Raw genomic sequence first — 23,674 nt, 5'->3', positions numbered from 1 at the left:
GGCCCGCCAACCTGTGGGCCACCCCCTCGCTCAACCTCGGAGCCTGGGACTCAGGTCTCCAGCGAGGCGCGCAGGAACCAGGCGTGCTTCTCGAACTCGGTGATGATGCCGGTGAACAGGTCCACCGTGTCCGTGTCCAGGTGGCCCTCGGCCAGCTTGCGGCTCTCTCTCAGGCCGGAGAGGTATACCTCGATGCGCTCGGCCAGGAGCTTCACGTGCTCCAGGTCTCGCGAGGTCTCCTGCGGGTACTCGGCCAGCCGGCTCGCCTTGGCCACGTGGCGGCTGGTGCCGTAGGCGCGCCCGCCCAGCGTGACGGCGCGCTCCGCGATGGAGTCATTGTGGTTGGCCAGGCTCACCGCGAACGTCTCGAACAGCGGGTGGAGCGCGGCGAACTGCGGGCCCTTGATGTTCCAGTGGGCGACCTTGATTTGCGAGTGCAGGTCCAGTCCGTCCGCGAGCCGCTCGTTGAGGGTCTGCGACAGCGCGGTGCGGGCCTGCTCGGGAAGGGGGCTCGGGCTCTTGTAGAGAGACATGGCGGGGTTTCCTTTGGCTTTCGTGAATGTGCCCGATTGGATGCACGGGGCCGGAAAAGGAAGCGCCCTTCGGTGCGAACACCGAAGGGCGCCAGGGACAGCGCACCAGGAGGTGAGGCCTGGCGTTACGACTCCAGACCCACCGCCGCGGCGTGGACGACGGACGCGATGCGGACCGCGTCGTGCACATGGTCCTCGGTCAGGCCGCCATCCAGCACGACCTTCTCGTGAGCGCGCATGCACATCTCGCAGCCGTTGATGGCGCTGACCGCGAGGCAGACCAGCTCGAAGTCCACCTTGTTCGTCAGCACCTGCGCGAGCCGGTTCATCCGCAGTCCCGCACGCTTGCTCGAGTAGGACTCCTTCCCGATCATGTGGCGGAACCGGTAGTAGACGTTGTTCATCGCCATCAGCGAGGCCGCGGCGCGCGCATCCTCGATGACGGGCTCCGGGTTCGTGAGGGCCTTCTTCGCCTCTTCGAGCATGGCCTCCTTCAGCCGCTCATTCCGAGCGGCGAAGGCGCATGCGACGGCCACGCCCCAGCGCTGCTCGGGCGTCAGGCTGCCCCCCTCCAGGACCGCGGAGAGGTTGAGGCGGGTGTCCTTGTGGGCGTCCGCGAGCTCCCCGCGGACGACTTCGAGCGAAGCCATGATGGATTACCCCGCCTTCATCTTCTGGGTCAGGGTCTCCTGGCCCTTCTCCCAGTTGCACGGGCACAGCTCGTCCGTCTGCAGCGCGTCCAGCGTGCGGACGGTCTCCTTGACGTTGCGGCCCACGGACAGGTCATTCACCGTCACGTGACGGATGATGCCCTGGGGATCCGCGATGAACGTGGCGCGCAGGGCCACGCCCTCCTCCTTGTGGAGGATGCCCAGCGCGGCGCTCAGCTCGCGCTTCACGTCCGCCAGCATGGGGAACGGCAGGTTCTTCAGGTCCGGGTGGTGCGTGCGCCACGCGTGGTGCACGAACTCGCTGTCGGTGCTCAGGCCGAGCACCTGCGCGTCGCGGTCCTGGAAGTCCTTGTTGTGCTTGCCGAACTCCGCGATCTCCGTCGGGCAGATGAACGTGAAGTCCTTGGGCCACGCGAAGAGCACCGTCCACTTGCCCTTGTACGTGTCGTTCGAGATCTCCTTGAACTCCTTGCCCTTCTCCAGGCTCACGGTGGCCTTGACCTTGAACTCGGGAAGCTTGTCGCCAACGGTCAGCATTACGACTCCTTGAGTGGGGGCCGGCCAGGAGGGACGGCCCAGCAGGTGTGATTGCGCTTTCTCTACAGCAGACACCGTGCCAACGCCCCTGCTTCAGTGATTCCAGGGACTTGACTCCAGACCCCAAAAGGTCAGTGTCGCTGGGGCGGTGAATAACGAAATACCGGTGCCTTCCGCCACTGCAATTTCGGTGGCCCGCTATTATCCGAGGGACATGTCGGATGAACGGATGGCGGGCCGCGCCGAGGTGGCGAAGGATGCTCGGGAGCTGGTGGAGCTGGCAACCACGGAAGAAGGCGTGGGGGAACTGCTCCGTCGAGGACTGGACTGGTTGACCCGGGTGGTGCCGTTCGACCTGGCGACGCTCTTCTTGCTGAAGGGGGGCCGGTTGGAGGCGGTGGCGGCGCGCGGCCCCCTGGCGAACACGCGGGTGCGGCAGCACGTGCTGGAGCTGGCGGACTTCCCGTCCCTGAAGCACGCGCTGGAGTCGCGGCGCGCGCGGGCCTTCACGGAGGAGGACCACGCGCATGGAGACGGCGACCCGTTCGACGGCGTGTTGGATTTGCCCGCGGGCCATTCGTGCATGGTGGTGCCTCTGTGCGCGGGGGAGCGCGCCTATGGCGTGCTGACCTTGGATCGCGCCGAGTGCGTGGCGTACCCGCCGCCGGTGGTGGACCTGGTGGAGGTGTACGGTCAGATGCTGGCCACCGCCATCCAGAGCGCCGAGCAGCGCGCCAACTTCGAGCGACTGCACCGGCAGGACCACGAGCACGCGAAGCTCCTCGAGTCGCAGCTCGGTGGGGACTCGGAAGGCATCCTGGAGACGTCGCTGAGTCAGGCCATGCGCGATTTGGCCATGCGCGCGCGGCAGGTGGCGGAGACGGACACGCCGGTGTTGATTCTCGGGGAGACGGGCACGGGCAAGGAGCGGCTCGCGCGTGCCATCCACCGTTGGAGTGCGCGAGCGGACCAGCCCTTCGTCACCATCAACTGCGCGGCCATTCCCGCGGGCCTGTTGGAGAGCGAGCTGTTCGGCCATGTGAAGGGCGCCTTCACCGGCGCGACGCGCGACCGCGCGGGGCGCTTCCAGATGGCGAACGGCGGCACGCTGCTGTTGGACGAGGTGGGCGAGCTGCCGGTGGAGTTGCAGGCCAAGCTGTTGCGCGCGCTCCAGGAGAAGGCCTTCGAGCCGGTGGGCAGCGACAAGACGGTGCGCGCGGACGTGCGCATCCTGGCGGCCACGCATGTGGAGTTGCAGCAGGCCATCGCGAACAAGCGCTTCCGCGAGGACTTGTACTACCGCTTGAGCGTCTTCCCACTGAGGCTGCCTCCGCTGCGAGAGCGGCGCGAGGACCTCCCGCAGTTGTGCGCCTTCTTGCTGGAGGAGCAGGCGCGTCGCACGGGGCGGCGAGGCATGCGGGTGACGCCGGACGGCTTGGAGCGTCTGGCGGCCTATGACTGGCCGGGCAACCTGCGCGAGCTGGCGAACGCGCTGGAGCGCGCCACCATCCTCACGAAGCGGCCCGAACTGGGGCGCGAGTCGTTCGACCTGCCCACGCGCGGAAGCGCTCCGGCTCCCGCGGAGGTCGCGGCGCCCGCGGCGGGGGCAGGCGAGCCCGCGCCGAAGACAGGTTCAGTGGCCACGCTGGCGGCGGTGCAGCGCGAGCACATCCTGCGAGTGCTCGGCCTCACGCGGGGGCGCGTGTACGGGCCAGGTGGGGCCGCCGCGCTGCTGGGGCTGAAGCCGTCCACGCTCCAGAGCCGGATGAAGAAGCTCGGCATCGCGCGGCTGGAGCAGTTCGTGGTCGATGAGGTGTGAGTCGCGTCAGTGCCGGTGGGCGCCGTCCTCGCGCAGCTCGCGGCGATCCTCGCGAAGCTCGGCGTGGTTCTGCGCTTGTTCGGCGCGCGCGAGCTGGAGCAGGTCGCCCATCAGGGCGCGCTTGCGCTGGAGACTGCCTGGGTCCGTGCGGCCGTAGAGCCCATCCAGCTCCCGGGCGATGGAGCGCGTCTGCTCCAGCGCGGCCCGCTCGGCTCGTGCGTCGCGCACGTCGTCTCGGCGGTCCCTGCGGTCGTCCGCGCGCGCGCCGGGGGAGCTCCAGCCGTTGCGGTCATCGCGCAGCTCGCGGTTGTCGCGTCGCACCTCGCGGACGTCCTTGGCCAACTCATGGTGGCTCTCGTCCAACTCGGAGGCGACGTAGGCGCGCAGCTCCGACTCCACGCGGTTCAAGTCGTTGCGGTCACGACGCGTGCGCGCGGCGTCGTAGCGACTGACCAGCGACTCCAGTTGGTGCAGGTCCCGCCGGTCATCACGGAGTTCCCGGCGGTCCTCGCGCAGCTCTCGGCGATCCTGCGCGCGCTCGAGTGGACCGCCTGCCTGCGCCATCATGGGGAGGGAGAGGGTCAGCGTTGCCAGCAGCCACTTCGACATGGGGGAACTCCTGGGGGCATGTTCTGTCCCGCTCAAACGCCCCCCGAGCCCCAGAATTCAACCCCGCCACGCGCACCGCCGCGGCGGGGTGGGTACAACTCCGACTCAGGCGACGCGGGGCGCCTCGGCACGCACCGGGTACTGGCCGCGCTTGCCGAACGGCGGGTCGAACAGGTGCGGATCCGACTGGCGCGAGCGGAACAGGTCGATGATGTAGTTCATCCGCTGGTCCAGGCGGCTCCAGTCCTTGGCGGCGGTGCCATGCAGGCTGTCCGGCGTGCGGTCGAGCTTGCCCATCAGCTCCCGCAGCTCCGGGTTCTCGAGCGTGCGCAGGTTCGCCGGGAACAGGTCCTTCTCCATGCCCGCGGGCGGCGGCAGGTCATTGCCGAGCTTCAGCGCGCCGCCGGGCACCGCCAGCTTCATCATGTGGTCCGTGGCGAAGCGGCGGAACGTGCTCGCCAGCCCGTCCACCACGGGCGACAAGGCCGCGTCCACCACGCCACTCTTGATGGCGGCCTTGGCGGCGAGGTTGGCGGGGAAGGGCAGGGCGTTGGCCGCCCCCTGGATGGACTGCTTGAGCAGGTCCCGGAACGTCTCCTTCACCGGCGTGTTCAGCGCCTTCTCCACGTAGGGCTGAAGCCGCGTCTGCTCGTGCAGGCCGATTTGATCATTGGCCAGCAACATCAGCTCGGCCTTCTTGTTCGGGTCCTTCTCGAACATGGCCTCGGCGTAGTGCCCGAAGGCCTGCTTCAGCAGCGGCTTGTCCGCGGGGAAGCTCTCCAGGTACTTCTGCGTCTTGGCCGCGTCGAAGGCCGTGTCGCCCTGGAAGGTCTCGATGAAGCGGGCGAACTCGGTGCCCACCTCGTGGAACACCAACTGGTTGCCATCGGCGATCGCCTGGCTGACGCTGTCGAGCGCCTTCGCGCCGGCCTGCGCGATGTCCGACAGGCCCGGCAGCGCGGGCAGCCCCACCTTGCGGAGGATGTCATCCACCTTGGCGAGCGGCCCCGTGACATCGCCCGCGCCGTGGAGCGCATCCACCAGCAGCTTGGGCATGTCCTCCTGGCGGATGCTCACCCCCGCTTGCTTGGACGCCCACGTGCCGAAGGTGGCCCAGCTCGCGTTCTCCGTGCCGAGCATCTGCCCCACCGCGCTGGACAGGTCTGAGTAGCCCTGGGTGATGGCCACGTTGCGGGCCACCGGATCCTTCATCGCGGAGATGGCCTCCACATCCCGGCTGTTCGGGTAGGTCCCGGGCGTGACGCCGGTCCCTCGCGACGTGGGCGCCGAGGCCGCGAGGGCCACGGGGCCGGCCGAGCGGGGCTTCGCGTCGAACCCGGACACGCCACGCTCATCGCGGAGGGGCGTGGCGCGCGCCTTCACGTCGGGACGTGGGGGCGGGGTCTCGGAAATGGGACGAGGCTGCGGGGCGACGCGGGAGCCAATGCGCGGGGGAGACATGTCCGGGATTCTCGGTGGGCGGCCGACCAGAGTTGCTAGCGGTGCGTCCGAGGACGGACGGGTACGAAAGCGCTTGCTCCGGGGGACGAAGCCACCGATGTAACACGGGGTCTCCATGCACCCGCGCTTCCTCCGTTTCCGACCCTCCGTCGCCGGGCTGGCCTTCCTCGGACTCCTTTGGGGGCTCGTGCTCGCTCCGGGTTGCGGGCGCAAGGAGGCCCCCTCCGCAACGGGGGACTTCCGTGGCCGCACGCTGCGCATCGGCACGGATGCCACCTACCCGCCCTTCGAGTCAGTGCACGACGGTGAGCTGGTCGGCTTCGACGTGGAGCTGGGCAACCTGGTGGGCGAGGAGCTGGGCGCCAGGGTCGAGTGGACGAACACTTCGTTCGATGGCGTCTTCCCCGCGCTGCTCGCCGGCAAGTTCGACCTGGTGATGTCCGCTGTCACCATCACGCCAGAGCGGCAGGAGCGTCTGGCCTTCTCGGATCCCTACTACACGGCCGGTCAGCGGGTGGCCGCGCGCCAGGATGACCTGAGCATCACGGGCATCGAGAGCCTGCGCGGCAAGGTCGCGGGCATTCAAATCAACACCACCGCCGCGCTCGTGCTCCAGAAGCTCCCGGACGTGCAGGTGCGCCAGTATCCGAGCATCGACCTGGCGTTGCAGGACCTGCTCAACGGCAACCTCGCGGGCGTCGTGGGGGACTCGCCGACGCTGCGCTACTTCATCCACCACGGCTTCCAAGGGCTGCGCACCACAGGGGACCTGCTCACCGAGGAGCACTACGGCATCGTGATGCGCCCGGATGACGTGGCGCTGCGCACGGCGGTGAACGGGGCGCTGAAGCGGCTGCGCGACAGCGGTCGGTTCGCCGCGCTGGAGGAGAAGTACTTCGGGGCCGCGGCGCAGCAGGCCAGGCCGGCGCTGTCGGGCGTGCCCTGGGGCAGCGTGGCGCGGCGGCTCCTGCGCGGCATGGCGTTGACGCTGGGGCTCACCGTGTTGGCGCTCCTGGCCGGTCTGCCCTTGGGGTTGGGGGTGGCGCTGGGGCGGCGCGCGAAGCCGAAGGTGGTCTCGTGGCTGTGTGGTGCCTATGTGGAAGTCCTGCGTGGGACGCCGCTGCTCGTGCAGATCATCTTCATCTACTACGCGCTGCCGCAGTTGCTCGGGGTGGACCTGGCGCCGTTCCTCGCGGCGGTGCTGGCGCTGACGCTCAACAGCGCGGCCTATGTGGCGGAGATCTTCCGCGCGGGCATCGCGTCGGTGGATCCCGGGCAGGCCGAGGCCGCGCGCGCCCTGGGCATGAGCTCCGCGCAGGCCATGCGGTTCGTCATTCTCCCCCAGGCGGTGCGCAACGTGCTGCCGCCGCTGACGAATGAGGGCATCGCGTTGCTGAAGGACTCGTCGCTCGTGTCCATCATTGGCATGGCGGAGCTGACGCGCTCGGGGCAAGAGCTGGCCAGCCAGCTCGCGGCGCCGTTGGCCATCTGGCCCTTGGTGGCGGTGTTCTACCTCTTGGCCACGTTGCCGCTGACGCGCTTGGCCGCGGCGCTCGAGCGGCGTCTTCAAAATCAACGCTGAGGAACGACATGGCGCTCGTCGAAGTCCGCAACCTGCACAAGCGCTTCGGGGCGGTGGACGTCCTGCGTGGCGTGGACCTCACCGTTCAACCGGGCGAGGTGGTGGTGTTCGTCGGCCCGTCCGGCTGTGGAAAGTCCACGCTGCTGCGGTGCCTGTGTGGCCTGGAGCTGCCGTCCGAAGGCGAGGTGATGGTGGGCGGAGTTCCCGTGCGCGATGACGCCGTGGCGCTCCAGGCGCTGCATCGCCGAGTCGGCATGGTGTTCCAGCGCTTCCATCTGTTCCCGCACCTGAGCGCGCTGCAGAACGTGACGCTGGCGCCGCGCAAGGTGCTGGGCATGCCCGACGCGGAGGCCGAGGCGCTGGGCCGGCGCATGTTGTCGATGGTGCACCTGGGCGATCGCGCGGACGCCTTCCCAGCGCAGCTGTCAGGTGGACAGCAGCAGCGCGTGGCCATTGCGCGTGCGCTGGCCATGAAGCCGGAGCTGATGCTCTTCGACGAACCCACGAGCGCGCTCGACCCTGAGCTGGTGGGCGAGGTGTTGGAGGTCATGCGCGAGCTGGCGCGCGAAGGCATGACCATGTGCGTGGTGACGCACGAGATGGGCTTCGCCGCGGATGTGGCTCACCGCGTGCTCTTCCTCGACGGAGGTCGCGTGGTGGAGGAAGGCACACCGCAGCAGGTGCTGCGCGAGCCGAAGCAACCGCGCACCCGCGAGTTCCTCTCACGCCTGCTTCAGCGCTGAGTGGTGCTCTGGCTTGCATCCGCGCCGAGGCGCGAGGTCCGTTGGCGCCTGCTTCTGCGCTGAGCCCCGCTCGCGGCCGCGCATGGACTGCGGCGCGTGGATTCACTGACCGCCGTGGTGGCGATCAGCGCTCCATGGAGAGGCCCAGCTCGGCGGCCCGGTGGCTCCAGGCTTCTCTTGCCTCCTCGACCGAGACGGAGGCGAAGCGGACGTGGGCTCCGGGGCGGCGCGCGGCGAGTCGTCCCCAGTCCGCGCGGATGACGACGGCGATGAGCGGATAGCCTCCCGTCGTGGGGTGATCCGGCCCGAGCACGATGGGCTCTCCGGACAACGTCACTTGGATGGCTCCTCGTGCCATGGGCCTCGAGGTGCCAGTGCCTTCGTCCCCGTGGGGAATGGCCGCGCCTCGAAGCCGCATGCCCACCCGGTCACTCACGGTGGACACGGTGAAGTCCGAGCCCACCAACAACGGCAGCGCCGTGGAGTCAAAGCGCTCCAGGTCTGGCCCCGGGGTCACTCGCACTGGAGCTTGTGCGTCCAGCCTCACTTCCGGGGACTGCGCGTCGGGCGGGCCCAGGGATGCGCCGAGCGGGAGAGAGTCTCCCGGGCGCAGCGCGCGGCCCTGGTGTCCACCCAGGTTCGCCACGAGCAGCGTGCCCCGTCCTCCCAACACCTCGGGCACCGCGATGCCCCCGTCCACCGCGATGTAGCGCACGGCGAGGGACTCGGGGGCGGGGACCGTGAAGGTCTCACCATCCGCCACGGTGAAGGAGCGGCCGTCCACGGAGATGCGCGCCGTGCGTCCGCGCACTCGCAGCGCCAGGCGCCCGTAGGATTCGAGCGCCGCCGCGCCTCGGGGATTGCCCACCGCGCGGTTGGCCGCCACGAGCAACTCCGGGACCAGGGGGCCGCCAGCGGGGACGCCGTGGTGCATCTGCCCGGGGCGCCCGCCATCCTGCACCGTGACCGGCGCGCCCATTCCGGTGATGTCCAGCCAGCCGTTCATTCATCCACCTGCTCGAAGCGCACCCGGTCTCCGGGCCGCAGCACCGCGCCCCGCTCCGAGTCGAAGGCCGTGAAGTCCAGCGCGGTCCCCACCAGATTCCATCCCCCCGGGGACGTGAAGGGATAGACGCCCGTGCGCGCTCCCGCGATGCCCACCGAGAGCGCCGGCACACGCGCGCGAGGCGAGGCGAGGCGAGGGCAAGCGATGCGTGGATCCACTTCGCCCAGGTACGCAAAGCCCGGCAGGAAGCCCACGCATCGGACGGTGTACTCGCGCGCCGCGTGCCGTCGCGCGACCTCGTCCACCGTCAGCCCACCATGCTCCGCCACCTTCGCCAGGTCGGGGCCGTCGTAGCGCACGCGCAAGGTGACGCGCGGATGCGGACGCTCCACCACCGGCAGCAACCGCAGGCGCGCGAGGACGAGCCGAGGCTCCTCCGGTCGCGCATCCGGAGCGAAGTACACGCTGACGTGGTCCTCGGTGAGGACGCAATCCACCACGTGAGGCAGGGCGCGCAGTGCTTCCTGGGCGTGTCCCCCATCCAGTCCCGCGGGGAGCGTGAGCCGCAGCGCGCCCTCGCCCAGCGGTGCCTCGTGAATCTCGAGCGCATCCAGCCCGGCGCGCACCTCGGTGGCCAGCGCGACCGCGCCCGGTGTGTCTCCGTGAACGCACAGCGTTTCGAGCCCACCACTTCCCGCCAGCCGCGCGGCGTTCTCCCGCACGCGAGCGATCTCCGTCAGCACGGCCCCGGGCTGACCCCTGGGGATGAGTGAGCCGTCTGGCCGTGTCCCTCGGTCCGCGAAGCCCTCGCGCAGATAGGCGAGGTCCGCCTCTTGCGCCGCGTCCCAGAGCGCTCCCTGTGGAGGTCCGATGAGGGTGAGGCTCGGGCCGAGCGCGCGAACGAGGCCCGCGACGACCGCGCGAGCGAGCGCCGGCGTGGCTTGCGCGGCGTGGTAGAGCGCGCCATGGGGTTTGGCGAACGCGACGCGCTGGCCTCGCGCGGAGGCGAGCCTCGCGAGTCGGCGGCACTGCGCCGCCACCTGCTCCGCGAGGACTTCCGGGGCGACGTCGAGCGCGCGTCGGCCGAAGCCTTCTCGGTCCTCGAACGAAGGGTGCGCACCCACGTGAGTGCCGTGCCGTTCACATTGCGCCAGCGCGTGGCGCATGGAGGCGTCATCGCCCGCGTGGCCGCCGCACGCGATGTTGGCCACGTGCGCCAGGGCGTAGAGCCGAGGGTCCTCGTCGGGCAGCTCGCCCAGGTCGATGTTGAGGAGGCACCCCGTCATGGGCGCCACGCTACACAAAAAAATCCAGCACTGGTCCGTGCCCTCCCGGTGGCCAGGGTCTCTGGTCGCGGCGAAGACACGGATGCCAGTGCTGGAACCGCGCCCCCGGAATAAGGGGCCGGCCTGATTCCGGAAGACGCGGGTGCCCCCCCGCCACCATGGAGGGGAAGGCGAACTGAACTACGAGGTGATTTGGAGGACTCCCCCCTCGTGCACCACCTCTCCCGGGATACGTGGCGAGGGGCTTTTCCTGGCAATTTCGTGTGAATCTTTTGTCAGCGCGGCGTCGCGAGGGTCGAGGGCCCACCCGCCTTCACCCACCGCACCAGGGCCAGCGCGGTGCGCTCGTCAATCAGCTCGGCGTAGGTGGGCATGGGCGTGCCCGGCAGGTACTTCTCTGGGTTGCGCACCCACTTCACCAGCTCCAGGTCCGGGCGGTGCGCCGCATGGGCGAGCCGGTCGTGGTAGCGCGCGCCGGGGGCATGGCAGCTCGAACACCCGTACTGAACGAAGAGCTTCGCCGCGTCCACCTTCGCGGGCGTCAGGACGGGCCTCGGCTTGCGCACCACGGGGCTCACCTGCCCGCTGGCCAACGTGCTCGAGGGCGTCGGTGTTGAGCCAACCGCGGGCGTCGCCGTGGGCGTGGCGGCGGGCGGAGGCGTGGCCGCGGGCGGAAGCGCCTCGGCGACAGCGGCCTCGGCGGCGGTGTCGAGCTGGGTCTCCGCGGTCTGCTCGCCCGCGCCCGTGTCGGGATTCACCCAGGCCGCACGGGCACTGGTGGCGGTGAGGCGGGGACGCGCGCCGTCCACCGCGTTCTTCCGTGGAGCCAAGGTGCGCAGGTAGTCATAGAGCGCGCGGGCCTCGGCTTCGTCGAGGGCGCGGAAGCGCGGCATGGGCGAGCGCAGCGCCGAGCCGTCCGGCGCGAGTCCATCGCGCAGCGCGCGGGTGAAGTCCGCGAGCGTCCAGTTCGCCAGGCCCGTGGCATCGAAGGTGAGGTTGCTGGAGTAGACCTTGCGTCCCTCGGGGTCCACGAAGGCCATGCCACCCGAGAAGGCCTCGTCGCCCTTCGTCTTGTCCGGGCTGAAGCCGTCCGTGTGGCACGAGGCGCAGTCGTAGACCTCGTGGGCCATGTAGCGGCCGTACTCCAGCGTAGGCCCCTTGGGCGGCACGGGGATGCCAGACGCGGGGCGCTCCGCGGGCGTGTTGCCGGTGACGAAGCGGAAGCCGATGCCTCCCACGAAGCTGAACTCGCACGCGGGCGCGGGCTTGGGATCCGCTCGGAACAGCGGGTCCTCCGAGCGCAGGAAGCCCAACACCGCCGCGAGGTCCGCGTCGCCCATGCCGTAGCTGGGCATCACCATGAGCCGCCCTTCGCGACTCACCGCGTAGCGGATGGCGCGCGCCAGCTCTTCATCCTTCGCCGCGCCGATGCCGCCCACTGGATCCGACGTCAGGTTCGCGGAGTGGAAGCGGCCCATGTACGAGGGCAGCTCGCGCAGCGGCGCGCCCGAGGCGGTGTCGCGGTCACCGCCGCGGTGACAGGCCTCGCAGCTCGCGTGGAAGATGGCGGCGCCGCGCGTGAGCGCTTGGGGGGAGCTGTCCGCGCGGATGGGCGGGTAGGGCGCATGGACGGTGCCCGCGCAGCCCGCGAGCAGCACGATGGTCGACATCACGGCAGCCAGCACGTCGCGGCGCATCATGGACTCCTCATCTCGGGGCGCAGGACGGATAGCGCACTTCGGGCCCTTCGTGGAGACCCCCTCGTGCGCCCTCGCGGCTACAGTGCCTCGAATGACCCGCCCCCTCGAGTCCTACCGCGCCGAGTTCCCTGTCCTGCAGGAGCAGCTCTATCTGAACCACGCGGGCGTGGCGCCCACGAGCCTGCGCGCCGCGAGCGCCGTGCGTGGCTGGATGGAGGACCTGGTGCACCACGGCATCCAGCACGAGCGCGGCTGGGAGGCCCACTGCGAGAAGGTGCGAGGCCTGGCCGCGCGGCTCATCGGCGCCGCGCCGGATGAAGTGGCCTTCGTGCGCAACACCAGCCACGGCCTGGGTCTAGTGGCCGAGGGACTCGACTGGCGCGCCGGTGACGAGGTCGTGGTGGCCACCAGCCTCGAGTATCCGTCCAATGTCTATCCCTGGCTCCACCTGCGCGACCGCGGCGTGGTCGTGCGGGACATCGAGACGCCCACGGGCGGCGTCACGCCGGAGGCGGTGGCCGCCGCGCTCACCTCCCGCACGCGCCTGGTGGCGGTGTCGTCCGTGCAATTCGCTACGGGCTGCCGCACGGACCTCGATGCGCTCGGCGCGGTGTGCGAGCGCGCGGGCGTGTTGCTGTGCGTGGACGGCATCCAGAGCGTGGGCTGCTTGCCCGTGGACGTGAAGAAGTCGCGCGCGCACTTCCTCAGCGCGGACAGTCACAAGTGGATGCTGGGCATCGCGGGCATCGGCATCCTGTACGTGGCGCGTGACGTGTTGCCGCGGGTGCGCCCGGTGCTGGTGGGCTGGCGCAGCACCACGGATGCGTGGAACTTCAATCGCAGCCACTTCGAGCTGCGCCCGGACGCGCTGAAGTTCGAGGAGGGCAGCGCGGCCTACACCGGCATCTACGCGCTGGGCGCGGCGCTGGAGATGTTGCTGGAGGTGGGGATGGACCGCATCTCCGAGCGCATTGGCCAGCTCGTCGCGCGGCTGGACGCCGGCCTTCGCGACCTGGGCTGTGACGTGGGGCCCGCGCCCGAACATCGCGCGGGCATCCTCACGTTCCTGCCTCCCGGCGCGGACGCGCGCGCGCTCAGCGCCTGGTTGTCCGAGCGCAAGGTGGCGCATTCCGTGCGGCGAGGGCGCATCCGCCTGTCGCCACACTTCTACAACACGCCGGAGGAGGTGGACCGGCTGGTGGCCTGGGTGCGCGAGTTCTCGCGCACCTGAGCCCCGAGCGCTACTGCGCGGGGAACAGCGAGTCGATGGAGAGGTAGCGCTCGCCCGTGTCGTAGCTGAAGCACAGCACGCGGCTGCCGTCCGGCATCTCGCCCAGCTTCTGATTCACCGCGGACAGCGAGGCGCCCGAGGAGATGCCCACGAAGATGCCCTCTTCGCGCGCGGAGCGACGCGTGAAGTTGAACGCGTCCTCCTCCGCCACCTGGATGGTGCCGTCGAGCACGTCCGTGTGCAGGTTCTTGGGGATGAAGCCCGCGCCGATGCCCTGGATGGGGTGCGGGCCCGGAGCGCCACCACTGATGACGGGGGACTTCACGGGCTCCACCGCGAACACCTTGAGCTTGGGCCAGCGCTGCTTGAGCACCTCGGCGACGCCGGTGATGTGGCCGCCCGTGCCCACGCCGGTGATGAGGTAGTCCAACCCGTCCGGGAAGTCGTTGAGGATCTCCTGCGCGGTGGTGCGCCGGTGCACCTCGATGTTCGCCGGGTTCTCGAACTGCTGCGGCATCCACGCGTTGGGCACCTGGGCCACGAGCTCGTTGGCGCGCGCGATGGCGCCCTTCATGCCCTGCGCGCGTGGGGTCAGCTCGAAGGTGGCGCCGTAGGCGGCCATGAGGCGGCGGCGCTCGATGCTCATCGACTCTGGCATGACGAGCACCAGCTTGTAGCCCTTCACCGCGGCCACCATGGCCAGGCCGATGCCGGTGTTGCCGCTGGTGGGCTCGATGATGACGCTGTCCTTGTGGAGGATGCCGCGCTTCTCCGCGTCTTCAATCATCGCCAGCGCGATGCGGTCCTTGATGCTGCCGCCCGGGTTGGCGCGCTCCAGCTTCATGTGGACGGTGACGCGAGAAGGGAACAGCCGCTGGATGCGCACATGCGGCGTGTTGCCGATGGTCTGCAGGATGGAGTCGGCTTTCATGGGTCCGTGGCGGGGCTGCGGGTGAGGGCTGTGCTGCGCTTCAAATGTGGTAGTCCAGCTCGTCGAGGCCGCCGTCGCCATTGCGCGGGCGGACCTCGCTGCGTCGGGTGACGATGGAGTTGCGCGGCACGCTCTGCGTGAGCCACGCGTTGCCGGCGATGATGCTGCCCTGGCCGACCACCGTCTCGCCTCCGAGGATGGTGGCGTTGGCGTACACCACCACGTCGTCCTCGATGGTCGGGTGGCGCTTCTTGTCCGCCAGGGCCTTCTCCACCATCAGCGCGCCCAGGGTGACGCCCTGGTAGAGCTTCACGTTGCTTCCAATCAGCGTCGTCTCGCCGATGACCACGCCCGTGCCGTGGTCGATGACGAAGCGCCGCCCGATGACGGCGCCCGGATGGATGTCCACGCCGGTGCGCTGGTGCGCGTGCTCGGTGAGCAGCCGCGGCAGCAGCGGGAAGCCCAAGCCGTGGAGCGCGTGCGCCACGCGGTAGATGGCGATGGCGAGGAAGCCCGGATACGTGAGGATGACTTCGTCCACGCTGCGCGCGGCGGGGTCCGCGTCGAAGATGGCCTGCGCGTCCTGCTGGAGCCACGCATACGTGTCCGGCAGTCCCGCCATGAAGCGCGCCGGGAGCGACGGCTCGGTGCGCGGGTAGTGCGGCTCCAGCAGCTCCAGCAGCCGGTGCAGGCTCGCCTCTACCGTGGTGACGTCGCGCCGCACCGCCGCGGCGCTGCACTCCAGCCGGTCCGCGAAGTGCGGGAACAACAAGCCCAGCACCTGTCCGACGAACTCCGGCGCCGCTTTGCGCACGTCCGGGGGAAAGCAGTGGCGCTGCCTCGCATCCAACAGGGCCGCTACCAGTCTTGCGTGAGGGTCTTCCATGGGGCGTTGCGTCAGATTAGCCGAAGAGGGGGGGCCTCTCCTTAACGCCGGCCCGCGTCATCTCGCACGCTGGAACGCGGGACCTTGGAACCCCCGCCGCTTGACCGCGGCCGGAGTCTTGGGTCATCATGAGTTTGATTTTGAGAATCAAACTCAAAATTTGAGCCCAGGCGAGGACGCGATGTCTGCTCAGGAATGCGGAAAGACAGTGCTGGCGCGGGGGCCGTGCGCCGAAGTCACCCGATGCGCCTGCGGGCACATCCACCTGGCAGTGGGGCCGGTGACGCTGCGGCTGGACGAGGACATCCTGCGGGCGCTGGGGCTCACGCTGGCCGAGGCGGTGCGGCGGCTGGCGGGGCCCGCGGAAACCGAGACGCCGGCGATGGCGGGCGCGCCCCACGGGGTCACCACGGGCGGGTGGAAGCAGTGACGGTCACGGGCGTGTGGAGGGGCCCGCGTCCGGAGACCTCGGCGCGTGAGCGGCGACTGTCCGTCGCGTCGCAGGCTACGGGGCTGGCCACGCGGCTGGAGGAGGAGACCGTGGAGGCGCGCCTGCGGGTGGAGCGCTCGCTGTTCCTTCAGTCGCTGTTCTGCGAGCCCTGGGAGGGCGGCGTGCTGGGCGAGTACGTCCGCGCGGCGCACTACACGGCGTATCTGCGCCAGCTCCATGTCCTGTACTCGACGTTCGAGTCCTTGCTGCCGCGGCTGAGGGACGTGCCCCTGGCGCAGGTGTTGTGGCTGCCGGAGCTGCGGCGCGCGTCCGCGCTGGAGGCGGACCTCGCGTGGTTCTGCGGCGATACACGCAGCGAGCCGTTCGCGTGCGAGGAGACGCTGCTGCACGTGGAGCGGATGCGGGAGGTGCTCGAAGCGGCGCCGCACCTGCTGCTCGCCCATGCGTACACGCGCTGCGTGCTGGACCTCTACCCGGGGCCGCTCAAGGCGCAGCTGGTGGCGGAGTCGTTCGAGTTGGAGGACGGCTCCGGCACGGCGTTCTACAATGCGCTGACGCTGGGCGAGGTGCCGGCCTTCCGCGCGCGGCTGCATGAGCGTCTGGAGGCGCTGCGTCTCAGCGAGGACGCGGTGGAGGAGATTGTTCAGGAGGCGCGCCTGGCCTTCCGGCTCCATGCGCGGCTGTGCGAGTCCCTGGCGCGGGGAGGACCCGCGGTGGTGCTTGCCGCGCCGCGATAGTGAATGGCGGACGGACCGGCGAGCCCCTCGGTCGTCGGTCGCTTGTGGAGCACGCGGTGTCCTGGGGACGATGGGGCATGACCGCTCCCTCTTATGCCCATGGCACGCGCCCGACCTCGCTGCTCGGGGAGACCCTCGGGAGGAACCTCCAGCGCACGGTGGAGGCCCATGGCGAGCGGGAGGCGTTGGTGGTGGTGTCGCAGGGCTACCGCGCGACGTACCGCCAGTTCTGGGACGCGACCACCGAGGCGGCCAGGGGACTGTTGGGGTTGGGCGTGGGCAAGGGAGACCGGGTGGGGTTGTGGTCGCCCAATCGCTTCGAGTGGGTGGTGAGCCAGTACGCGGCGGCGCGCGTGGGCGCCATCCTCGTCAACCTCAACCCGGCCTACCGCACGGCGGAGCTGGAGTACGCGCTCAATCAGGCGGGCGTCAGCGTGTTGCTCTTGGCCAAGGGCTTCCGACAGACGGACTACCGGAAGATGCTCGAAGAGGTGCGGCCTCGGTGCCCGGCGCTGCGCGTGGCGCTGGTGCTGGATGAGGACTGGGCGCTGCTGGCGCGCACCGGGGCGCACGTGAGCGAGCGGACGCTGGCGGACCGCGAGGCCTCGCTCCAGTTCGATGACCCCATCAACATCCAGTACACGTCTGGGACGACGGGCTTCCCGAAGGGCGCCACGCTGTCGCATCACAACGTGCTCAACAACGGCTTCTTCGTGGGGGAGTTGCTGGGCTACGGGCCCGAGGAGCGCGTGTGCATCCCGGTGCCCTTCTACCATTGCTTCGGCATGGTGATGGGCAACCTGGCGTGCACGTCCCATGGGGCGTGCATGGTGATTCCCGGCGAGGCCTTCGAGCCGCTCGCGGTGTTGCAGGCGGTGCAGGTCGAGCGCTGCACGTCGCTCTACGGCGTGCCGACGATGTTCATCGCGGAGTTGGATCATCCGCGCTTCAGCGAGTTCGATTTGAGCTCGCTGCGCACGGGCATCATGGCGGGTTCACCGTGTCCCGTGGAGGTGATGAAGGCGGTGCAGTCGCGGATGCACATGCGCGAGGTGTCCATCTGCTACGGCATGACGGAGACCTCGCCGGTGTCGACGCAGACGCTGCTGGAGGACACGCTCGAACGGCGCGTGGCCACCGTGGGGCAGGTGCATCCGCACCTCGAGGTGAAGGTCGTGGACCCGGACTCGGGGGGCGTGGTGCCTCGGGGACAGCCCGGGGAGCTGTGCACGCGGGGCTACAGCGTGATGCTGGGGTATTGGGACAACGCCGAGGCCACCGCGACAGCGGTGGATGCCGCGGGCTGGATGCACACCGGCGACCTGGCCACGATGGACGCGGAGGGTTACGTGCGGATCGTCGGTCGCATCAAGGACATGATCATCCGAGGCGGCGAGAACGTGTACCCGCGCGAGGTGGAGGAGTTCCTGCACACGCACCCCGAGGTCAGCGAGGCGCAGGTCATTGGAGTTCCGAGCGCGAAGTACGGCGAGGAGGTGATGGCGTGGGTGCGCCCGCGCCCGGGGGTGAGTCTCACCGAGGCGTCCTTGCGGGAGTACTGCACGGGGCGCATCGCGACGTTCAAGATTCCCCGCTACTGGAAGTTCGTGGAGTCGTTCCCCATGACGGTGACGGGCAAGGTCCAGAAGTTCCGCATGCGCGAGCTGTCCGCGAGCGAGCTGGGACTCCAGCCGCTCGGCCTGGGGACGCCACCGCGCTGACGCCTCGGCGGAGCGGGGGGAGGCGAGACGCTGGAGCCTGTTGTCTAGGCGCGAGCGCGGGGCTTCCTCGCGGCGGCCTTCTTCGAGGTGGCCTTCCTGGCCGCGGTCTTCTTCGCGGCAGGCTTCGTCTCAGCGGCTTTCTTCTTGGCGGTCTTCTTCGCGGCCGCCGCGGCTCTTCGCTCCGCGGTGGCTTGCTGTGCCTGGGACTTCTTCACCGCGGCCCGCTGCGCGGCTTCCACGGCTCTTCGTGCCCAGGGCAGCAGCTCGCGCGCGTCGTCGGCCGCGTCCGAGGGCGGTGTCCAGAAGCGCAGCGATACCGGATGCGTTCCTCCGCCGTAGACGAAGGGCTGACCTCCGGCGCGCTCGAAGGCGTCACGCGTGAGCTCGTCGACCTTCAGGTAGAGCTGCCCCTCTGCGATGAGACCGAACATCCGACCGCCGTAATAGACGCCCCAACCCCCGAACATGTGCCGCACCTGCACCGCACCCAGTGGCTCGAGCAGCTCCACCACGTACGTCACGTACCCGTCCTGCCGCGCCATGATGATTCCTCTCCTGTGCGCCGAGCCTACTTCGCCTTGCCGCGCGTGGACGGTCGCTTCGCGTGCTCGACGATGAATGCCTTCAGCGCTCGCGCCGCCGCCGTCAGGTAACCCTCGCCTCGGTGCACGAGCGCCACTTGCCGCTTGGGCGCGCCCTTCGCCACGGGAATCAGCTCGACGTGGTGCGTGGTGTGGCTGCTCGCCGCCAGCTCGGGCACCAGGGACACGCCCAGGCCTCGCTCCACCATGCGCAGCACCGCCTCCGAGTTGTCCGTCTCCAGCGCCACGCGAGGCGTCACCCCGCGCGCCTCACATGCGGCCTCCAGGGCTCGCGCGCCCGCCATCCCGGGGATGAGCACCCACGTCTCTTCCACCACCTCCGCGAGCGCCACGGGCCTCCCGAGCCGCGTCAGCCGATGCCCCTTGGGCACCGCGAGCAAGAGCGACTCCTCCCACAACTTCTGCGTCACCAGGTCTACTCGCCGCACGGGCAACGTCAGGATGGCCAGGTCCAACGTTCCTCGCGCGACGCCTTCCTCCAGCACCGCCGCCCGGTCCTCGCTCAAGCGGGGCCGCACCTCCGGATGCAGCCGCGAGAACGCAGGAATCAACTCCGGCAGCAAGTACGCCCCCACCGTGGTCAGCGTCCCCAGCGCCACCGGGCCGCTCGGCGTGCCTGACAGTCGCTCCAACTCGGTGACGCCCGCGGCCAGCGCATCCAAGGCGCGACGCGCATGGGGAAGGAAGCGCGCTCCTGGGTCCGTGAGCACCGCGCCCGTGGGCGTGCGGACGAGCAGCCGTGTGCTCAGCTCGGCCTCCAGTGACTGGAGCTGCCGCGACAGTCCGGACTGTGACAGGCCCAGTGCCTTGGCGGCCGTGGAGACCCGGCCGTCGCGCGCCACTTGGAGGAAGGCTCGAAGCTGTTCCGAGGTCATGCGATTTCCGCAATGAGCCTATGCGAAAGATGCGATTTCCGCATGCCTGCCTTCCGCATACATGGGGGCCATGGATGGAAGCGAGCTGACGTCGCAGTCGGTGTCCGCGATGCGTCCGGGCGCGGCCCGTCGAGTGGCCACTGGCGCGGTGTTGCTGGCCCTGGTGGTCAGCGCCTTCGAGGGCACGGTGGTGACCAGCGCCATGCCCACCATCACCCGCGAGTTGGGAGGACCCCAGCTCTACTCGTGGGTCTTCTCCGCCTTCCTCTTCGCCTCCACCGTGGGCGTGCTCGTGTCCGGCAAGCTCGCCGACCGACTGGGACGCAAGCCCGTCTTCTTCTTCGGAATGGGCCTGTTCCTCGGGGGCTCGGCGCTGTGCGGCCTGGCCACGTCCATGCCCGCGCTCATCGCGTTCCGCGTCATGCAGGGACTGGGCGCCGGCGCGCTCCAGCCCACCACGCTCACCATCAGCGCCGACCTCTACACGCTGCGCGAGCGCGCGGCCATCCAAGGCCTGTTCACCGGCGCGTGGGGTGGCGCCAACGCGCTGGGGCCGCTCATTGGAGGCTGGCTGGTGATGCACGCCTCGTGGCGCTGGGTGTTCCTGGTCAACCTGCCGGTGGGCCTGCTCGCCGCGACGCTGCTGCACCTCTCCTATCGGGATCCACCTCGCCGCGTGGGCGAGCCGCTGGACCGTTGGGGGCCGCTGCTCGCGGGCGCTTCCGCCGCGCTGCTGCTGTTCGCCTTGGAGCCCGGTGGGGTGGGAACTCGCCTGTCCTGCGCGCTCGGGGCGGTGCTGGTGGGCGGGATGCTCGCGCGGCAGCAGCGCGAGGTCTCCATGCCCTTGCTGCCGCGTGAGCTGGCCACGGACCGCACCGTGCTGAGTGGTGTCGCGGGCGGCCTGTTCGCGGGCGCGCTGCTGTACACGATGTCCGCGTGGGTGCCGCTGTGGATGACGGAGCAGGGCGGGCATACGCCGCTCGGCGCGGGGCTCGCGCTCGTGCCCATGCTGGTGGGGTGGTCCGTGGGCTCCACCTTCGGCGTGAAGGTGCTGGTGCGTGGCGGCATGCGCGCCAGCGTGGGCCTCAGCTTCGCCGTGGCGGCCCTGGGCGCGGGCCTGCTCTCGCTCGCGGCCTCGCGAGGCTGGGGCGTGGTGGCCACCTTCGCGTGCCTCACCGTCGTGGGGTTGGGGCTGGGGCCCGCGGCGAGCACATCGCTCTTGGGGCCTCAGTCGCGCGCGCCGTGGCACCACCGCGGCATCATCACGAGCACCCTCTACGCGATGCGCCTGCTGGGCGGCTCGCTGGCCGTGGCGGCCATGTCACTGGCCCGAGGGCACTTCGCGCTGCAGTTCGCGATCGCCTCGGGCCTCACCGCCACCGCCGCACTGGGCATCACGCTGGCCGCTCCGGGACGCGCGGGCGACGTGGCCCCCGCGTCCTCCTGAGCGGCCGGGCGTGGACTACTCCACCTTCTTCGGCGCGCTCGTCGCGTTCACCACGCGGTGGATGGGGTAGTACTCGTTCGTTCCGAGCAGCGCGTCCACGAACTGCCACCGGCAGAAGCCGTCATCCGAGTGCGGCTCCAGCAGGTACACGGCCAACGTGCCGCCACGCTGCGCGGTGGGGACGTACAGCGCGCCGGCGGGGAACTCGCGGGTGAGGCGCTCCGGGGTCACCGTCAGCACCGTCTCGAAGCGCACGGGCTTGGGCTTCTGGCTCTGCGGCAGCTCGGCCTCTCCGGGCGGCGGCATGTTGGCGGCCACGTCCGGGCTGAAGGTCTCCTCGCGGCGCGTGACGCGGTAGCTGTCCACCATGAAGGACTTCGCGGCGGACAGGCGCTCGAAGCGGATGCCGTGCCCCTCCAGGCGCGCGGCCAGCTCGGCCGGGACGAGGTACGCCTCCGGCGTGCTCACCGCGTGCGTCGGAACGAAGGTGCGGTAGTGCGGCATCGTGTACTCGCGCTTCCGCTTCCCGGGGAAGCGCCGCGCCGCGATGCTCGCCTCGTCGAATGACTGGATGTGCGCGGTGTCCCCGGCCTTCGCATAGGCGGGGTAGTCGAACGTCAGCGCGCCCTCCGCGTCTCGCGTCGCGATGCCGTAGTTGATGCCGACCATCTCGCTCACGTCGGGCGTGGTGCCTCGGGCGATGATGCGCTGCTCCTCGGCGGCGGTGGCGGCGCGGTACGTCTTGGCGTGCCTGGCGGCGTCGCGGATCAACTCCAGCAACCACGCGCGCATCACCGCGCAGCGGCGCGGGAAGTCGATGTAGCTGTACGTCTCCAGCAGCACGTCGAGCCGACCCAGCAGGCCGCGGTAGTGGCTGCCGAAGCGGGGGAGGGCCGGGTATGTGTGCCAGCCGGAGCGCGGGTCTCCCTCCTGCTTGTAGTTGCCGTACCAGAAGCTGTCGAAGCCGTGGCGCGTCTTCACCGCCTTGGCCACGCGCTCCAGGAGCACGCGGTTGAGGGCGCGCAGTTCGTTGAAGAGCGGCTCGTTCGAGTGCGACGTGTCGTACGTGAGGTCGAAGCCGTGGATGCTGCCGTCGGTGGTGTGGCAGTCGATGAACAGGTCCGGGTACCACGTCTGGTAGAAGGCGGCGAGCGCGCGCGTCTCGGGCGCCTCCTGCTTCATGCTGTCGCGGTTGAGGTTCCAACCCTCGCCCGTGTAGCGCGTGCCCACGCCCCCTTCGGGATTCACCTGCCCCTCCAGGTTCTTCAGGTCGAGCTTGCGGTTGTTGGGGCTGATGCGGTCGTTGCCGTCCGGGTTGAAGTTCGGAATCAGCACGAGGCAGAGCGAGTCGAGCACCTTCTTGCCCAGCGAGGTCAGCGTCAGGTCGCGTGCGAGCGCGAGCACCGCCTCCTTGCCCTCCACTTCGCCCGCGTGGATGTTGGCCTCCACCATCACGACCATCTTCTTCTGCTTGCGGGCTTGCTCGGGCGTGAAGCAGCCCCGGTCGCTCAGGATGAGCGCCACCAGGGGCTGGCCTTCTCCACTCCGGCCAAAGTCCACGCGGCGCGCGAGCTTCGTCTGAAGGCAGAGCCCATCGACGAAGGCGAGCACATCGGCGTGGCGGGAGGTTTCCTTGTACTTCGAAGCTTCAGCGCGGGTTCGCAGCTGGGTCATGGGCGCGCATCCGAGCGCTCCCCTCCCGCGCCGTCAATCTCCTTCGCGCGCGGCGAGGTGCGGCGTCGAGTGAGGAGCGCCTCGCGCCGCGGCGAGCCAACGCACTGCGCGTCACGGCGTTGCAACCCCTACGACCGTGACGTTCGCCAGCACGGCGCCGCCCGTCTTCGTCGTGCGGATGCTGAAGACGTAGGAGCTGCCCGCTTGAATCCAGGTGGCGTTCTCACAGTCCCGACCCGCGTCGCTCTCCTTGGTGAAGAGCTGCTCGGGCGCGCCGTTGGCGCTGACCTTGATCCACACCGGATAGTGGAGCCCCGAGGTGTTCCAGCAGATGCGCGTCGTGCCCAGCGTCCCGGGCCGCACGGGGACGGATTGCGGCGTCGCGGTGATGGCGGCGCCCTGTGGGGTAGGGACGCAGGACACCGCGTTCGGGCATCCCCCGGGGCAGGCCGTGCTGCACGCGAACCCCACCGAAGTGTAGCCGGGTGGACAGAACGGGCCGCAGGCGATGAGCTCCTGTTTGACGGACTCGGTCTCCAGGGGCGCATCACCCGCGTCCTCGCCCGCGCAGGCCGCGAGCAGGCCCCAGGACACGAGCGCCCCCACGCGACCGAGCTTCAAGACATGACGGTTCATCCGCGGCGAGGTATCAGCGCGTGCTCGCGGACAGGGCCTCGTGGTGGGGCGTCCATCCGCTCACGGACATGCGGCGCGGCCCGTGTTCGCAGGCGCCCAGTCCGGACGTCGCGTGCGCCACAGGCGCCTCCTCGCGCTACTCCTCGCGCTACTCCTCGCGCTACTCCTCGCGCTACTCCTCGCGCTACTCCTCGATGGGGGGCTGGAGCGCGCCGTACCGTTCGAGCCCCTCGCCCATCGCCGCGCGCACGGCGCTCACCACCGCCGCGTCCGTCATGCGCTTGACGAGCAGCACGCCCGACGCGACGAACGCGGGTGCTTCATCGAGCCGTCGCGCGAGCGCTTCCAACGTGTGCAACGTGACGATGAAGCGGCGCCCATCGCGCAGGCGCACCTGCACGTCGGTGCTGCCATCTCGGGGCAGGTCCCGGTCGTCCGCGACCAGCAACGTGGCGATCCGCTCGTCCTGGGTGTCGATGGCACGCATGCCTTCGACGATGGACACCCCGGCCGGGCTCCACAACGGCGCGCCGCCG

Annotated in this window: 23 protein-coding genes; 8 read left to right on the top strand and 15 right to left on the bottom strand. The window is 69.9% G+C overall.

Annotated features, from left to right (window positions below; translation table 11 throughout):
- Positions 1-50: 50 nt before the first annotated feature.
- The 3 genes from dps to KRR26_RS01290 all read right to left on the bottom strand — a co-directional run bounded on the left by dps (position 51) and on the right by KRR26_RS01290 (position 1,741).
- On the bottom strand, positions 51-533 hold the full coding sequence (dps, locus tag KRR26_RS01300) for a DNA starvation/stationary phase protection protein Dps (RefSeq protein WP_120205166.1): 483 nt from the start codon (positions 531-533) through the stop codon (positions 51-53).
- A 125-nt stretch (positions 534-658) separates the two neighbouring features.
- Entirely contained in the window at positions 659-1,183 is a 525-nt protein-coding gene (locus KRR26_RS01295; protein ID WP_120205168.1) for a carboxymuconolactone decarboxylase family protein, read from the bottom strand.
- A gap of 6 nt (positions 1,184-1,189) precedes the next feature.
- On the bottom strand, positions 1,190-1,741 hold the full coding sequence (locus tag KRR26_RS01290; protein ID WP_120205170.1) for a peroxiredoxin: 552 nt from the start codon (positions 1,739-1,741) through the stop codon (positions 1,190-1,192).
- Between the two features lie 214 nt (positions 1,742-1,955).
- Here KRR26_RS01290 and KRR26_RS01285 point away from each other — a divergent pair, with 214 nt between their 5' ends.
- Positions 1,956-3,560, top strand: coding sequence for a sigma 54-interacting transcriptional regulator (locus tag KRR26_RS01285; protein ID WP_217078939.1), 1,605 nt, complete (start codon positions 1,956-1,958; stop codon positions 3,558-3,560).
- A gap of 6 nt (positions 3,561-3,566) precedes the next feature.
- Here KRR26_RS01285 and KRR26_RS01280 read toward each other — a convergent pair whose 3' ends face one another.
- Positions 3,567-4,169, bottom strand: coding sequence for a hypothetical protein (locus KRR26_RS01280; protein WP_120205173.1), 603 nt, complete (start codon positions 4,167-4,169; stop codon positions 3,567-3,569).
- 105 nt (positions 4,170-4,274) lie between these two features.
- Positions 4,275-5,513, bottom strand: coding sequence for a hypothetical protein (locus tag KRR26_RS01275; RefSeq protein WP_407931702.1), 1,239 nt, complete (start codon positions 5,511-5,513; stop codon positions 4,275-4,277).
- 232 nt (positions 5,514-5,745) lie between these two features.
- On the opposite strand from KRR26_RS01275, the gene KRR26_RS01270 reads away from it, so the two are divergent.
- Both KRR26_RS01270 and KRR26_RS01265 read left to right on the top strand, forming a co-directional pair.
- Positions 5,746-7,212 (top strand): ABC transporter permease subunit, encoded by a 1,467-nt coding sequence (locus KRR26_RS01270; RefSeq protein ID WP_120205176.1) that lies wholly within the window; start codon positions 5,746-5,748, stop codon positions 7,210-7,212.
- A gap of 8 nt (positions 7,213-7,220) precedes the next feature.
- Complete coding sequence (locus KRR26_RS01265) at positions 7,221-7,955, top strand: amino acid ABC transporter ATP-binding protein (protein WP_120205177.1); 735 nt, start codon at positions 7,221-7,223, stop codon at positions 7,953-7,955.
- A 124-nt stretch (positions 7,956-8,079) separates the two neighbouring features.
- Here the strand turns inward: KRR26_RS01265 and KRR26_RS01260 are convergent, their stop codons facing one another.
- The 3 genes from KRR26_RS01260 to KRR26_RS01250 all read right to left on the bottom strand — a co-directional run bounded on the left by KRR26_RS01260 (position 8,080) and on the right by KRR26_RS01250 (position 11,947).
- Positions 8,080-8,961 carry a 5-oxoprolinase subunit C family protein gene (locus KRR26_RS01260; protein ID WP_120205179.1) on the bottom strand — a complete coding sequence of 294 codons (882 nt, stop codon included), beginning with the start codon at positions 8,959-8,961 and terminating at the stop codon, positions 8,080-8,082.
- Positions 8,958-10,247 (bottom strand): LamB/YcsF family protein, encoded by a 1,290-nt coding sequence (locus KRR26_RS01255; protein ID WP_120205598.1) that lies wholly within the window; start codon positions 10,245-10,247, stop codon positions 8,958-8,960. Before KRR26_RS01255 ends, KRR26_RS01260 begins: the two co-directional genes overlap by 4 nt.
- 275 nt (positions 10,248-10,522) lie before the next feature.
- On the bottom strand, positions 10,523-11,947 hold the full coding sequence (locus KRR26_RS01250; protein ID WP_236068171.1) for a c-type cytochrome: 1,425 nt from the start codon (positions 11,945-11,947) through the stop codon (positions 10,523-10,525).
- A 91-nt stretch (positions 11,948-12,038) separates the two neighbouring features.
- Here KRR26_RS01250 and KRR26_RS01245 point away from each other — a divergent pair, with 91 nt between their 5' ends.
- Positions 12,039-13,178 (top strand): aminotransferase class V-fold PLP-dependent enzyme, encoded by a 1,140-nt coding sequence (locus tag KRR26_RS01245; RefSeq protein WP_120205601.1) that lies wholly within the window; start codon positions 12,039-12,041, stop codon positions 13,176-13,178.
- 10 nt (positions 13,179-13,188) lie between these two features.
- On the opposite strand, the gene cysK is transcribed toward KRR26_RS01245, so the two are convergent.
- Together cysK and epsC are read right to left on the bottom strand one after the other, a co-directional pair.
- Positions 13,189-14,109 carry a cysteine synthase A gene (gene cysK, locus KRR26_RS01240; RefSeq protein ID WP_120205181.1) on the bottom strand — a complete coding sequence of 307 codons (921 nt, stop codon included), beginning with the start codon at positions 14,107-14,109 and terminating at the stop codon, positions 13,189-13,191.
- Between the two features lie 40 nt (positions 14,110-14,149).
- Positions 14,150-14,995 (bottom strand): serine O-acetyltransferase EpsC, encoded by an 846-nt coding sequence (epsC, locus tag KRR26_RS01235; RefSeq protein WP_120205183.1) that lies wholly within the window; start codon positions 14,993-14,995, stop codon positions 14,150-14,152.
- A gap of 181 nt (positions 14,996-15,176) precedes the next feature.
- Between epsC and KRR26_RS01230 the strand changes: the two genes are divergently transcribed.
- The 3 genes from KRR26_RS01230 to KRR26_RS01220 all read left to right on the top strand — a co-directional run bounded on the left by KRR26_RS01230 (position 15,177) and on the right by KRR26_RS01220 (position 17,904).
- Positions 15,177-15,425 (top strand): hypothetical protein, encoded by a 249-nt coding sequence (locus KRR26_RS01230; RefSeq protein ID WP_120205185.1) that lies wholly within the window; start codon positions 15,177-15,179, stop codon positions 15,423-15,425.
- Positions 15,422-16,183 (top strand): biliverdin-producing heme oxygenase, encoded by a 762-nt coding sequence (locus KRR26_RS01225; protein WP_217078938.1) that lies wholly within the window; start codon positions 15,422-15,424, stop codon positions 16,181-16,183. The genes KRR26_RS01230 and KRR26_RS01225 overlap by 4 nt, the downstream gene beginning before the upstream one ends.
- A 77-nt stretch (positions 16,184-16,260) precedes the next feature.
- Positions 16,261-17,904: an AMP-binding protein gene (locus KRR26_RS01220; RefSeq protein WP_217078937.1), complete on the top strand. Its 1,644-nt coding sequence runs from the start codon at positions 16,261-16,263 to the stop codon at positions 17,902-17,904.
- A 44-nt stretch (positions 17,905-17,948) separates the two neighbouring features.
- Here KRR26_RS01220 and KRR26_RS01215 read toward each other — a convergent pair whose 3' ends face one another.
- Both KRR26_RS01215 and KRR26_RS01210 read right to left on the bottom strand, forming a co-directional pair.
- Positions 17,949-18,446: a TfoX/Sxy family protein gene (locus KRR26_RS01215; protein ID WP_217078936.1), complete on the bottom strand. Its 498-nt coding sequence runs from the start codon at positions 18,444-18,446 to the stop codon at positions 17,949-17,951.
- A gap of 26 nt (positions 18,447-18,472) precedes the next feature.
- Entirely contained in the window at positions 18,473-19,381 is a 909-nt protein-coding gene (locus KRR26_RS01210; protein ID WP_120205191.1) for a LysR family transcriptional regulator, read from the bottom strand.
- 70 nt (positions 19,382-19,451) lie between these two features.
- On the opposite strand from KRR26_RS01210, the gene KRR26_RS01205 reads away from it, so the two are divergent.
- Positions 19,452-20,828 carry an MFS transporter gene (locus KRR26_RS01205; RefSeq protein WP_120205603.1) on the top strand — a complete coding sequence of 459 codons (1,377 nt, stop codon included), beginning with the start codon at positions 19,452-19,454 and terminating at the stop codon, positions 20,826-20,828.
- 15 nt (positions 20,829-20,843) lie between these two features.
- On the opposite strand, the gene KRR26_RS01200 is transcribed toward KRR26_RS01205, so the two are convergent.
- The 3 genes from KRR26_RS01200 to KRR26_RS01190 form a co-directional block, all read right to left on the bottom strand.
- Complete coding sequence (locus KRR26_RS01200; protein ID WP_217078935.1) at positions 20,844-22,502, bottom strand: M14 family zinc carboxypeptidase; 1,659 nt, start codon at positions 22,500-22,502, stop codon at positions 20,844-20,846.
- Positions 22,503-22,613: 111 nt separating this feature from the next.
- Positions 22,614-23,123: a hypothetical protein gene (locus KRR26_RS01195; protein ID WP_217078934.1), complete on the bottom strand. Its 510-nt coding sequence runs from the start codon at positions 23,121-23,123 to the stop codon at positions 22,614-22,616.
- Positions 23,124-23,322: 199 nt separating this feature from the next.
- Positions 23,323-23,643: a hypothetical protein gene (locus KRR26_RS01190; protein ID WP_217078933.1), complete on the bottom strand. Its 321-nt coding sequence runs from the start codon at positions 23,641-23,643 to the stop codon at positions 23,323-23,325.
- Between the last annotated feature and the right edge of the window lie 31 nt (positions 23,644-23,674).

Origin of the sequence: Citreicoccus inhibens, from assembly GCF_019039035.1 — a bacterium.
Lineage (GTDB): Bacteria > Myxococcota > Myxococcia > Myxococcales > Myxococcaceae > Citreicoccus > Citreicoccus inhibens.
This window is presented reverse-complemented; position numbering and strand designations above follow the sequence as displayed.